General features: G+C 32.0%; 6 protein-coding genes. All 6 read right to left on the bottom strand.

The features are described 5' to 3' along the window. Positions 1-16 precede the first annotated feature (16 nt). The gene (locus HSX10_RS05270; RefSeq protein WP_173587159.1) at positions 17-3,175 is read right to left on the bottom strand and encodes a glycoside hydrolase family 2 TIM barrel-domain containing protein; all 3,159 of its coding nucleotides are present in this window, start codon (positions 3,173-3,175) and stop codon (positions 17-19) included. A 631-nt stretch (positions 3,176-3,806) separates the two neighbouring features. Next, positions 3,807-5,438, bottom strand: a complete 1,632-nt coding sequence (locus tag HSX10_RS05265) for a glycoside hydrolase family 16 protein (RefSeq protein ID WP_173587158.1) — start codon at positions 5,436-5,438, stop codon at positions 3,807-3,809. A 13-nt stretch (positions 5,439-5,451) separates the two neighbouring features. Then, positions 5,452-7,056: a hypothetical protein gene (locus HSX10_RS05260; protein ID WP_173587157.1), complete on the bottom strand. Its 1,605-nt coding sequence runs from the start codon at positions 7,054-7,056 to the stop codon at positions 5,452-5,454. 12 nt (positions 7,057-7,068) lie between these two features. Next, entirely contained in the window at positions 7,069-8,568 is a 1,500-nt protein-coding gene (locus tag HSX10_RS05255; RefSeq protein ID WP_173587156.1) for a RagB/SusD family nutrient uptake outer membrane protein, read from the bottom strand. Between the two features lie 18 nt (positions 8,569-8,586). Beyond that, positions 8,587-11,736, bottom strand: a complete 3,150-nt coding sequence (locus tag HSX10_RS05250) for a SusC/RagA family TonB-linked outer membrane protein (protein ID WP_173587155.1) — start codon at positions 11,734-11,736, stop codon at positions 8,587-8,589. Between the two features lie 246 nt (positions 11,737-11,982). Further along, positions 11,983-14,754: a helix-turn-helix and ligand-binding sensor domain-containing protein gene (locus HSX10_RS05245; RefSeq protein WP_254453200.1), complete on the bottom strand. Its 2,772-nt coding sequence runs from the start codon at positions 14,752-14,754 to the stop codon at positions 11,983-11,985. Positions 14,755-14,990 lie beyond the last annotated feature (236 nt).

Below are 14,990 nucleotides of genomic sequence, written 5' to 3'. Positions count from 1 at the left end.
TAATATTTTGTGTTAATTATTTTCCAATATTAATATGTATGTAGGTTCTAATTTCCCATTCATTACCGTTATCAAAACCTATATTACTAATGGTTGGATCTAAATATTCTCCAGCAGCCTGATTTGGTAAGTATCGAGGAGAGTACTCATCTAAAGATCTCCAAGTACCACGAATACCAATTCGGGTATCTGGTAAAATAAACCAATCTGGTTTTCCTACTGAAGTTGATAGATCTAACATTAACTGTAATGGATAGGTAAGGTTATAATCACGATGGTAATCAAAAGGCCCCCAATCGTTAATTTTAACTTGAGCAGTAGCTTTAATTTTTTTATAGATAGCTCTAACATCTCCACCAAAACGTTTTATTAAACGATTCCCATTGGTATCATCAGCACCACCACTACCATTTGCTTGGCCATTACCATAGTAGAAATTACCTATAAATCCTAAATCTGGATTTAACTTAGAAACCACTCTTGCACTAGCTTCCCATAAATCTTCAGCAGGTGCTGCATTAGCTAAGGCAAAAGAATTTCTATTATCATCAAAAACAATAGCAGCATCTTGAGTCGTTGGAAGGTGACGATATACAAAACCAGCACTAACCGCTAGTTTAGCATCTTCCGTCATATCACTATCCCAATCGTACATCCAAGTTCCTGGTGTTGGATCCCATGTTAAAAGAAGCTCTCCTGCAGTAGTTTTTCTATTACTTCTAACAGCAAAAGGATCATCTTCTATATTTCTTAATGGCACACCAACCGTTTGACCAAAGCTATTAGTAAAACTATAATCATTAGGGATAGCACCAACAATTGGTTTTTGCCATAAAAAATTAGGTGCTATTTGAAGATTACCTAAAGAATAAGTAAAACCAGCTAAAACATTAGTTTGATTTCCACTTCCAGAATCTTTTAGTTTCCATCCCGTAAAGGTCTGCGTTTGATCGGCCCCACCATTTGCAACTAACCCCATAGCTGCGGCTTGAGCATAGACATTAAAAACTCCTTTAGAATAGGTTAATTTTACTTTACCACCCCAATTATCTTTAGAACTAATTTCATCAACTACAGCTATATCATTTGAAATCACATTGAATTCTCTTCCATTTAAAGGTTCACCAGCCCAAATACCACCTAATTCAATACCAACATCACCTACTTGTCTTTTAGCATGAAATGTAACACGACGTGTTTTAGGCAAAGGAATAGCAATAGAAGTTGCTGCTTTAGATGCATCTGCTATATCTTCATGATAAATAGCAGTAACATCGTATTTACCTAAAGTTCTACTATATTTTAACAATACAGCAGGATTTGCGCCCCACCATAATTGCGGACCAAATGCAGCTTTTAAACCACTTAGTCCTTTTTTACCATCTAATTCAAAACCTGAAGTTTCTCCATTATAAATATCGAAATTAGGTCCGTAATTAGATTCTGGATATAAGCCAAAGAAATCACCTTCGTAACCCCAATGGTAATGCCCTTTTCTGTAAAACCCTCTTAAATCAAAATCTTTAGCATTCCACTCATAGGAAGCATTATAGACCTGTACTCTATTGTTATCTGTAATTTCTACATCCCCTTCGTCTGTACTAACAGTAATTGGATAGCCTCTATTTTCATAAAATATTTCATCAATTGGATTTTGAGCAACATTTCCTAGAATGTTAAAATTAACTTCAGCTCTCATATTAGCGGAAGGATTTCCTTGCACACCAACATAATAAGATTCCATATGATCAAAACCTAATTGATTAGGATACGTACTTGCATCCGGATCTTCATCATCTGGTGTTGTAATTAAGCTTCCTCCAGTATTATAGGTAGTAAACTCTGCTCTTAAATTACTAATTCTAATTTTACTTTCGCTTCCACCTCCATTTAGAGCGGCTTTATCACCACGAGCTCTTAAAACGGCATCCATAAGCTGAATATTATTAAAATAATTATCTACAAAATCTAAAGAAACTCCTTCTTCATAAGGGTTTATTTGATGAACTTCTTTTAATGCATAATAAGCAGCTCTTGGGTATAATTCGTAAAGGCCTCTAGAATTGGTTGGTCCTTTTGCACAAATCCCAAACCATTCTTCATTCATATTATTTTCACCCGCCTGTAAATCTATATCGTAACCACCGTTAGACCAAGATGCATTATTATCATGCACTTCTAGGTTTTTAGTTTGTCCATATTTCCACCAACCATCACTAAATTGAAACGTAAAACCTCCAATAGAATTTTCAGCCTTACCTAAACCTGCTGCATTTTCATAAATATCTTTCCAGTTATTTACCAAATAATAGGCTTGCGTTTTTTGGTCTTCCTGGTTTTCAATAGCATTAAAAGCATCTGCTCCAAATTCTGTAAATAAAAGAGGTTTGTTTAATTTTTCTTTTACCGCAGTAAAAGCATCTGTAAAAGTTACTCCACGATACATATTAGTACCTAAAATGTCAATATCTTGACACTCTTCTGCTATAATATCTAAAAAAAGAAGATCCCCATTACATATGGCCATTGGGTGATTTTTATCAATACTTTTCATTTTTACAACCGCTTCATTAAAAACATTATACATGCTTCTAGCACGTTTTGTAGATTCACGGTCTTCAATCGGTATATCTTCTGTTTCTGCACCTCCCCAAAACAGGCCATAATTATTTTCGTTGCCTAATAAAAACAATAATAAACCAGGAGTATCTTTATACTCTTGTGTCATTTCTGTTACTTCTTTTAGAAGCATTTCTCTAGTTGCTGGATCAGAATATTCTGTATTTACAACCCAAGCACCATTAATAGTTAATCCATAACGACCGAAGGAATGATTTAACATGGTATAAATACCATATTTTTCGTAGATATATTGAATCCATTTTGGTTGTACCCCAGTATATTGTCTAATAACATTGACTCCCATATTTTTTAGAAGTCCCATTTCGGCATCTAATGCTGCCTTTATAACATCGTCAGATTGTTTCCATAAACTATAGTTATAATTATTACCAATTGGAATATAATCCCAATTCATACCATTAATCATAAAATCTTCTCCATTTACAACTAATCGCATGCCGTCATCACTATTCACAACCTCAACCTTATCTGCTTGGCCATATATTGGACATAGAATGATTAAGAATATTAACTTTAGAAAGCTTTTTTCCATAATTCTCATAATAGTATTATATAAAGATTATCATTTTTATAAATTTAAAACTTATAATTATCAAATTATGAAATTATAACCATACAAAAAACATACATCACAAAAAAAAGACATAAATAAAGCCAATATCACCGTTCCTATGTTTAATTAATCGATATATCTTCATTAATCGATTAGAGAAACAAGAAATACCAATATCACTACAAAACACCTATTCTTGTGTTTTGTATAGGTAATGTATAGGTATTGTATGGTTTATTAAATAAAGATTATATAACCTTATCCACAATACTTATAGATTACATACGCTTTTAAACGAAAACGATATTGTATGTTCTTGAATAATTAAATAAATTGACTACTAAAGCTATAAGGTTAGCATATACTAGCTATATCTTCTCTATAGTCAAATTCTATTTAAAACGTTGAAAAAAAACACTACAATTTAACATCTATAAAAAACAATGTTGTTGTATTAAATCACATAACTAAAGAGGATTTAATTATTATGCAGTGTATGTTTTTTAAACTAATGTATTTAAAAAATTACAACAAAAAAAGGCTAAACTTATCTGTTCAGCCTTTTCTAAAGAATTACAATTTGGATTATACTTCTAATAAAAACTTTGTATTATTGGTATACTCTTACATAATCAATTTCCATACTATCTTCTGTAAAATCAGAAGCTACAGTTCCTCCTAATGTTCCACCCATAGCAACATTTAAGATTAAGAAAAAGTCATTGTTAAATGGTAGGTCTGCAGAATTTACTACTGTATGAAATACAGTATCATCTACTAAAAATATAAGTTCTTCAGGTGTCCACTCAACAGTATAATTATGAAATTCTGAAGTAGAAGTTGACAATTGTGTACTGCCCGAATCTCCAGCACCTGGAGACACAGCTGGATGATGCACAGTAGACAAAACAGTATTTTTATCTTGTCCTTTTTGCTCCATAATGTCTATTTCTCCTGAAGCAGGCCATGTGTTAGTTTGGTAATCTGCACCAAGCATCCAAATTGCTGGCCATGTACCAAGAGAAGCTGGTAATTTAGCTCTCACTTCTACTCTACCATAGGTAAAATCATATAAACCTTCTGATTTTAATCTTGAAGAAGTATAACCTGCCCCATCTACTTTAGCTGTGATTTTTAAGAAACCATCTTCTACAATAACATTGTCTGCATCATCTGTATAAGATTGCAGTTCTTGATTTCCCCAACCATTATCTCCTGTACCTAAATCGTAAGTCCAGTTTGTTGCATCTGGTGCTCCATCTACATCAAATTCGTCAGACCAAATTAAACTATCGTAAATACTAGTAAACGAATCATCTACATCTTCACCGTCTGTCGTTAAGACAAACCACCAGTCAAAATCTCCATTTCCATCTGTTGCCTTTAAGGTAATTTCATTAGGCGTAGATCTATCAAATATTTGATATCTATGATTACCACCTATATAATATGAGATAAAAGCTGTGTCACTTAAACTGATTGTTTCTACACCACCTGGTGCAATTAAAGTCCATTCTGCTGTGTAATCACTGTATGGTACATTTTCTACATCTGCTCCGTTAACAGTTCCTCCTGTAGCTATTTCATTAACTAATCCATCACGTCCAAAAATAGTTCCTGATGTATCTGTTGTAGGATCGTCATTTGTGTTATCTGTAATATGCGTGAATGTTCCATCTTCATTAAAAATAAAACGATCATCGTACATACCAACACCTGCTTTTTCATCAGCTCCAGCTGAATACCATTCAGAGACTACGGTTCCACCAACTGGTCCTAAACCAAAGTGACCTGCAGATTCTGATTTCATTCTCCAAACATTAGTTCCATCACCAACTAATTTATCAATTAATTCTTGTGGTGGTGAATAGTTTGCAAAAACTTCTACCGTAATAGATGTTGTAATTGACACTCCACCTGTACCATAAGCAATAACATTTACGGTATAAGTATTTATTCCTAAATCACTAAATGATGTTTCTAATAAACCGGTAGGTGAATTAGACTCTACACCACTAATAATATATTTATAACTTAGTGCGTTATCTGCAATTGCAGTTAAATTAACAATACCAGATCCATCTCCGTAAGGATTTGCAGTATCTTGCCCAAAAATCTCTGCAGACACCACCAAATTACTTGGCGTTATAATCTCTCCGAATTCTGCATCATCCTCTTGGCAAGCCACAAGTACAAACAAAAAACTAAGACAACTTAATAAAGTATATTTTATATTTTTCATGTTTCTTTAAATTTTAGTTTATTGTAATATCATCAACGTAGATTGTGTAGTCTGATGACCCATCACCTGCTGTTCCGTTATCCATAATTAATACAAGATTATACCAATCTACTGAAGTATCAATTCCTGCAAAATCAAACGTTAAAGTTTCCCATTGGTTAGCAATAGTAGTTGTTGCAGTAATCTCTGATGTCTCAATCGTGTTTGGCCATGCTGTATTGTCTTCCATTTTTAATAATAAATTTAAGCCTACTCGAGGAGACCATACTTTAACTGTAATTACAGAAGTACCAATAACTTGAAAAGGTGTTGGAACTGTTATTTTAGAACCTGCCCAAGTTTGACCTGCTCCTTTTATTACTTCTGCTACCATAGCAGATGAGTTACCATTTAAATCTGGATTACCTGCAACAGATATAGAACCACCATCAAAACTACTTAAAGTAAAATTTAGTCCTGATTCTTCTTCAAAATTAATTGGTGAAACTGCCGGTACAGTCTCATCACTTTCTTTGTATAGATATAAATTATCTACAAAAATTGCTCCTCCATTTGGTACACCTTCTAATTTAAACTGAATAAGAGCACTAAAATCTAATAATGAATTTTGATCTGTAAAAGCCGACAAAGGAATATCGAAAGACGTCCATTGTTGAGCTGTAAGTTCTAATTCGTAAGCCGTTTCATTTGATGTATCATTAGGACCAGCTGTGATTGGTGATATACTTGCATTATTTTCATCTGCTGTCCAAACATCAATATGTAAATATTCCATTTGAGATGCATCAATTGCTCCTGCTAAATCAATTCCTTGATAATTTAAATCTGAATATAGAAGCATATCATCTCCTGCTAAATCAAATAAATTATAGATTGTTGACTGACCCCAATTTGGATTAAAATCTACACCTTCAATATCAGTGTAAAAACCGCTAAAAACCGAAATTACATCTTCTTCTAATCGAGATGGTTGATCTGGTGCAGAACTTAATGGTTGTACAATTTCTACAGCTTCGAAATCTTCAGTATAACTTAAAGTTGCAATTGCACCACTAAAAGCTTCAACATTTATGGTATAAATACCAGCTTGTTGATACGTATACGAAATAACATCACCACTATTAAATATTGTTGGCTCTGCTGTTTCATCTTCACCAAATGACACTGCGTAATAGGTTGCAAAATCTGCTTCAGCTACAATATTTACGGCTTTAGAAATTGCAGGATCATTAGTTATAGTTACAACTAAGTTCTCTGGAGCTTGAAAAGATACAACCACAGCCTCTGTGAATACAGTACTTAATCCATTTAAATTAGAAGCTATAATAGTAAACTCATAATTTCCTTCTGCATAAGTATGCTCAATACTACTGCCAGGTTGAATAGAATTAGAAAGCTCTGATCCATCTCCAAAATCAAAAACATAGCCTGTAACTCCGTTCCCCGAAGGTGTAATAGTTACTAAACCTGTATTGTCTTGTGTTACCATTACTAAAGCTGAAATATCTGTTGGTGCTTCTAGCCCATCTGTAAATGATGTATCTACATTATCTTCAGTACAGCCGTAAAAAACCATTACTAAAAGACATAATCTTAATGTGTGTTTTAATATTTTCATAAGTTTTATTTTTTAGTATCCGTCGTTTTGAGATAAACGAGAAATATCAATTTCTCTCTGAGGAATTGGAAAAAGTCCATTTGTAGCAGAATTATAACCTAAGCTACTTAATACACTATTTGCTTGCCCTGTTCTAACTAAATCGAAAAAACGATCACCTTCCATTCCTAATTCTAAACGTCTTTCATCCCAAACAGATTGAACCGTTGCAACAACACTATGATCTTGATCTCCAAAAGCTCTTGCACGCACCATATCTAAATAAGTTTGTGCTAATCCTTGGCTACCAGATGTTCCTCTTAAATTTGCTTCTGCAGCCATTAATAAGACTTCAGAATAACGAATAGTACGTTGATTGTTGTCGTAATTTAATTCAACCTGTCCACTTGTTTGTCCTTTTCTTGGTAAATATTTTTTATTATATAAACCTGTATTTTTGTAAGGAGCTACTTGGTAAGTTACATTTAAACTTGGATTATCATTAGCATAAGCTTCAACATCAAAAGTTGTAGCCTCTTTTCTTTGATCTCCATCTTCATAAGCAGCAGCTAAATCTTGAGTTGGTAAATTAGTACTCCAACCTGAATTATAAGGCATCGCAGCTGCACCATTAAACCCTCTAACTCCACATTGCTGAACAGCATAGTTTCCTTGACCTCTAGTTTGTCCACCCCAATTATAGTAAGGCTGACCATTAGAATATTGTACTTCGTAAACAGACTCAGTTCCATTTTCACCTTCTGGCAAAAAGATATCATCCATATTTGGTACTAAACTAAAAGGACCATCTACAACACTTTGAAGTACAGGAATTGCTTCATCAAATTTTTCTTGATATAAGTACACTTTTCCTAACAATGCTTGAGCAGCATATTTAGTAATTCTCCCTTGTTGAGATTGTGCTGTTGGTAATGCATCAATGGCAAGTAATAAATCTACTTCGATCTGTGCATATACATCAGCCTTAGGAGACCTTTGTAAAGTCCCAAAATCTGTAAGGCCTAATTTATGATCCGTGAATAAAACAACATCACCAAACATTTTAACCAAATTGAAATAATAGAAAGCTCTTAGAAAGTGAACCTCTCCATATAAAGCTTCTTTACCATCAAAATCTACAACATTACCTAAAAGGTTAACGTCTTTGTAGTCTATTAGATAGTTTGTTCTATTAACACCCTCATAAGCAGATGTCCATAAATCTTCTATTGTAGTATTATTTGCTAAAATTTGATAGTCGTCTACTTGTTGTAACGATATTGCATCAGAAGCATTTTCACCACCTGATACAGAATTATCAGAAGCCATATCTCCAAGAACAATAACTTGATTTAACCACTGTGTTGGAGTATAACAACTCACAGCCATTGCTTGGTAATCACTTTCTGTTTGCAAATAATCTACTTCAGTCACTTGATACTCGTCGTGCGGATCAAAATCAACCACGTCTGAACACCCCATAAAGAGTGAAAGTATGATGACTAATCCAATATTATTTTTTATATTTTTCATACTAATATATTTTGGATATTAAAATTTAAGGTCTAAGCCCATTAAAAAAGTTCTTGCTTGCGGATAAGCACCTCTATCAATACCTGTATCTAAAATACCCCCTGATATCTCTGGATCATAACCTGTATATTCCGTAAGTGTCAATAAGTTTTTAGCCTGAGCATAGACTCTTATTTTACCGAAAAACTTACTTACTTTTTCTGGTAATGTATAACCTAAGATTAAACTTTTTATTTTTATAAAGCTTCCATCTTCTACATATCTGTCAGATGGTCTAATATTACTATTAGTATCTTCAAAAGTGTAACGTGGATTGCTAGCATCATTAGTAGATCCTTCTCCTGTCCATCGATTTAAAATACTTCTATCTTTGTTAGTAAATTGTGCATTACGCTCGTAAGCTCTAAAGATATCATTACCAACAGAAGCATAAGTAAACATACTTAAATCGAAATTTTTATATTCAAAACCTAAGTTCCATCCTAAAGTAAATGTCGGGAATGGATCTCCTATATCCGTTTTATCATCATCATCAATAACACCATCATTATTTGTATCTACAAAACGAATATCACCTGGTAATGCGCCAGATTGTGTTGCGTGTGCATTAATTTCGGCTTGATTTTGAAATAATCCGTCTGTTTGATAACCGTAAAAATAACCTGGAGTATAACCTTTTTGGAAACGTGTAACATCGTGTGGCTGACCATTAAAATAAGATCCACCAGAAACAAATGCTGTACCATCACTATTAGTTTCTGTAACTTCATTTTTAGAAGTAGTAAAAGTCACAGATGTATTAATTTTAAAATCTTCTGACCCAAAATTATTATAACCTAAAGTTAAATCAATCCCTTTACTCTCTGTACTACCTATGTTTGATGTTACAGGCTCTGAGGTCCCAGCATAAAGTGGTGGTGCATCTGTAAATAATAATCCATCAACAGATTTATTAAAATAATCTAAAGTAAGCGTAAATTGATTATTAAGAAAAGTAGCATCAAAACCAATATTATATTGTGTTTGCTCTTCCCAACTTAATGTTGGATTACTAAATGAGTTTACAGTAGCTCCTGAAACAAATTCATCTCCAAATGTATATCCATTACTGTTTGCTGTAGAATTATAACTTGGTCCTCCAATAGTAATACCTACATATTGTGGATCTACGTTTTCATTACCAACAGTACCGTAACTACCTCTTATTTTTAAGAAATTAATAGGATCGAAATTGAAGAAATCTTCATTAGTAACAACCCAACCTAAAGAACCTGCATAAAAGTTAGCAAATTTATTATCATCACCGAAAGCTATAGAACCATCACGTCTTGCAGAGAATGACGCTAAATACGTACCATTGTAATCATAATTTACTCTACTGAAATAAGACATGTTTCTACGTTCTAAATCTTGATAACTATAACCTGTGTAAGCATCTGTGTTTAAAGAAGTATTAATACCCGTAGCAGCACTTATATCTGCCCATTCCCAAGAATTATCTCTAACATCTTGTCTTGTTGTACCAAAACCATATCCTGTAGATTTACTAGTAGATATACCTAAAACTACATCGAAATTATGCATGTCATTTAAACTAAAACTATAACTAGCAAAGTTTTCAAAGGTATAATTAAAACTAGATACGGTACTCTCTGTTACACTATTATGAAATGAAGGAATTGTACTTACAGTACCATCTCCATTTTCCACTTCTTGTGTCTTTACTGTTCCATCAGAATTGTAATCACTTGAAACGTTATTTGGACCATAATATGCTAAAGGTGTAAAGCTTTTCCCTACCTGATCCCATTTTGTATAACCAAAACGAGAAGTTACTTTAAGGTTTTCAAGCACATCATATTGTAGTTCAAACTTACCATATAATTTATTTCCGTTACTTTCATTATGAGTATCTTGTAATCTCTGAACGGGATTAAATATTTCTGATAATAACAAGTTACTGTATCCATAAGTCGCAAAATCATTTGGATCTGTATTATATACTGAAACCGTAGGATCGAAGTTTACTGCATTACCTAGAATTGAGTTAAATGAATTTTCTAATATTGATTTACTTTTTATGTTAGCATAACTTGTATTTAAAATAAACTTTAATTTAGAAGTTAATTGAAAATCTATATTAGCTGTAAAGTTTAATCTATTAAAATTAGATTTATCATCACCACCAACAATACCCCCTTGACTTAAATAACCTGTAGATAAAAAGTAGCTTAATTTTTCTGAACCACCTCTAGCAGATAAAGCATAAGATGTAATACTTGCATCTTCAAAAATCTCATCTTGCCAATCTGTACCAACACCTAATGAAGAAATATCTTGAAAAATTATATCACCACCAGCAACAGTACTACCTTCATTAATTAAAGCAGCATATTCTGAAGCATTTAATAATCCGATTTTCCTATCCACAGATTGAATACCAGTATAAGTATTGAATGAAAAAGATACTTTCTCATTCTTTCTACCAGACTTAGTTGTCACGACAATTACACCGTTACCACCTTTAACACCATAAATAGCAGTTGAAGCAGCATCTTTTAAAATATTTAATGATTCAATGTCTGCTGAATTAATAGAGTTTAAATCATCCAAACTTTGAGGTATACCATCAATAATAACGACAGGGTCTGTACCAGAGAATGAAGGGATACCACGCACCAAAACTGTTGGCTTACTTCCTGGTGAACCACTTTGTACAACCGAAACCCCTGAAGCATTACCTTGAAGTGCTTCCTCTACCCTTGTTGGGTTAAGTTTTTCAATAGATTCTGACTTAACAGTTGAAATAGCACCAGAAACGTTAGTGACCTTCTGTGTACCATAACCTATAACAACAACCTCACTAAGAGACTCCGTGTCTTCTACTAGAGATATAGTTAATGGTTTGTCATTAATAATAGTTATTTCTTGAGGTACAAAACCTATATAAGAAATTACTATTATAGAATTCAACGATAAATCTGTTAACACAAAATTACCATCGAAATCTGTTGTTGTTCCTTTTGATGTATTCTTAAGGATAATGTTTACCCCCGGAAGTGGTTGCCCTGAAGCACCTTCAGTAACCGTTCCCGTTACATCTACATTTTGCCCATTTACTGCCATTGTTAAAATGAAAGCAAAGAGCGCGAAAAGTTTTATTTTCATAGTTCTTAGTTTATATCATGCAAATTATAACATTTTCTTAACGTTATCTTAAAACTAAACACTACAAAAAACATACAAACTAAAAAAAAGCAGATAAAAATACAGATATCATATTAAATACACTCTTATTTTAAGGTATCTCTATTCTGTTTCATTAAAAATACGATTCGCAATCATTCCTCGAAATAACTAATAAACAAGAAATGTATAGGCATTGTATAGGTTAAAAAAAATATTGTATAGGTGCTATAACTCAATAATATAGCTAGATAAACTATCATCATGGCTTAACTCTAGTTTTTTACGCAAACGATAGCGTTTGACCTCAACACTTTTATGAGAGATATTAAGAAGTGGTGCAATTTCTTTTGAAGAAAGGTTTAAACGCAGATAAGCACAGAGTCTTAAATCACTTGCCGTAATAGAAGGATGAAGAGTCTTTATTTTTTTCATGAAGTCTTTATCAACATTATTAAAAGCTTCTTCAAACAATTTCCAATCACCTGTATTATTTATACTTTTATTAATACGCTTAACAACCTTGCTAACATCGGCAAGCGATTTAGTTTCACTTAACTCATCCTTAATATTACTTAACAACTCATTTCGTTTTACTAAGTTCATAGTTGCCATACCAAGCTCCCTATTTTTATTTTCAATATCTAATTGTAGATTTTTATTTTTAAATTGAATAAGCTGTCTTTGATTTCCTAATTGTTCTAACTCTAGCTCTCTTTCCTTTTTTTCAATTACTTTAATTTGTTTTCTTTCGTAATGTTTTTTGTTATAGAAATATAAAATATACAAAAACAGAAACAATAAAATAACATATAATATTATAGCTATCAAACTGAAATACCAAGGCCTATTAATCGTAAAACTGTAAGACATTATATTATTAGACAGTATTCCATCTGTAATCGCTCTTGCTTCAAATGTGTATTCTCCATGAGGCAAATTTTTATAAAATGTTTCTGGAGAAATTCCCCAATCACTCCAGTGATCATAAAAACCAATTAATCTAGATTGATATTTTGAAGTCGAAAGTTTATTATAATTGGTAACACTATAATTAAAGCGAATATTATTAAACTTATTTTTTAGCGGATCGGGATTAACTAGATCTAACTCAGTAAGCTCATCGGGTAAAGCTCCATATCTAACACTATTCATATGGACCTTTAGCGATTTCTCAACTAACTTATTTAAATCAACATTTAAAAACCCTTCAGTAGTTCCTATTAAATAATCATTATCACTTAAATACAAGATATTTTCGTAACCAGATTTAGTTTTACGAACATCATTTGAAAGTGTTACAACATTAATTTTTGGCTCTGTTGATAATTTACCAGGCTCCACAAAAATCATTTCACTTTCAGAAAAACCCCAAAGTTTTTTTCCTTTCCTGTCATTAAATAGTTTACCTGAAACATATTTTTCATCACTAAATAAACTACTCAATATGGAATCTTTTAAAAAAGACTCTGCATTGTTATCGTAATTAAATACCCCCGATTTATTACTATATAAAACTTCATTTTGATATTTTACAATTCCTGACTTAACACCTTTTTTAATTGGTAGTTTTTTATAATCAATAACCTTACTAAAAGTATTGTCAAGTGTAATTTTATAAATACCCTTATGTTCATGGCTTACTAACAATTGATTTGAGTCAACAAATTCAAAATATCTAGAAGAGATATTAAAGCCATTTATTTTATTTCTAAAACGCCAAGTATTATTATACTTTTCTAAAATCGTCAATCCTTTATAATTACCTTGAATCAAAAGATTAGGATGCCCTTCAATTTCTTTTATACACCAACTCCCTAACTCGCTAGATATTCTTTCTGCCCTAGTATTATTTATTAAAAAAGTACCTTTATCATGACCACAAAATAAGGTTCCATTTATAACCGACAAATTCCATACCTGTCCTTTTGTTCCCTCTATCTGTTTAAATTTTACATCAGAATCATTAGGCTGATAAAAAAGTCCTTGATTTGTTCCTAAATAAAGAAAATCATCTGTTTTAGCAGCTGTATAAATTGTACCCAGAACACCTAAATTATCTATATAAACTTTAAAAGCTGAATTTAAATTAACAATATTAATTCCATTATCTAAACCGAGCCAAACACTTCCAAAGTTATCTTCATAAACAGAAAGTATCGTATTATTACTTAAACCATTAGACTTATCTATTTTTAATATTTTTTTTCCATCTTTATCTAATTGAATAATTCCATTAGCTATAGTTCCTAACAAAAAACTTCCATCTTTTAACCGGATACTGTTATAGATACTTAATTGAGATAATAAATTATTAGATTCTATGACCCATTTACTGACTTTACCATTTTGAAATTTATAAAATCCATTTTCTTTGGTTTGCAAAAGTAAGTTTGCGTCTGAGTTGAAGATATTAACTAATATATTACCATTTAATAACACCTCTGGAATTATTAAAACCTTCTTTCCGTTTTCTATCTTAAAAATACCTAATTCGGTTTCTTGAAAATAAATACTTCCATCAACTTTAAATATTTTATTGATTCTAAATTCAGAATCAACAATATCAAAACTATCCTCTAGAATATTGTAGATATAAATCCGCTCTAAAGATTGAAATAAAATATAACCTTCAACATCAATAATCCCCCAAAACTCCTCATCTTCTTTTATTGAAAAATTTCGATCATCCACTAAAGAAGTATACAACATCACCCCCAACTTATCCCTAGTCCAATAGCCAAAATCCATAAAGCCACCAGAATAAATCTTATCACCTACAAATTTTACCGACCTCAATATACCATCATTAGGAGAATTGTAAAGTTTCCAGGAAGCGCCTTTATATTCTAACAAGCCTTTGTTATTAGCAACATAAATAAAATCATCATTAGACTGTGTTATAGCCCAATTTTGATCTTCCGCATCATAATCTTGAGGTGTAAATATTTGAATTGGTGGAATTTCTTGTGCATAACATTTTACACTAAAAAATAGCATCACAAATAAAAAACAAAGATTGATTATAAGTTTCTGAAAATTGCACATAAAATTGTTATTGTAGTAATATTATTGCTAAAGTAGCGAATTTATGATTATTCAATAAATACTTAAAATAAAGCTTGAGCCAATAAAAGTATGCTATTTATCCTAGAACCAATAAACCACACACATTGCATTACATTAAAAAAAAGTAATCTTGATTAAAAATTTTATATACATTTGACTCATAACCA

The sequence above is a fragment of the Winogradskyella undariae genome, assembly GCF_013285155.1.
In the GTDB taxonomy this organism is placed as follows: domain Bacteria; phylum Bacteroidota; class Bacteroidia; order Flavobacteriales; family Flavobacteriaceae; genus Winogradskyella; species Winogradskyella undariae.
Note: the sequence above shows the minus strand (reverse complement) of the source record. Positions and strands in the feature narration are given on the sequence as shown.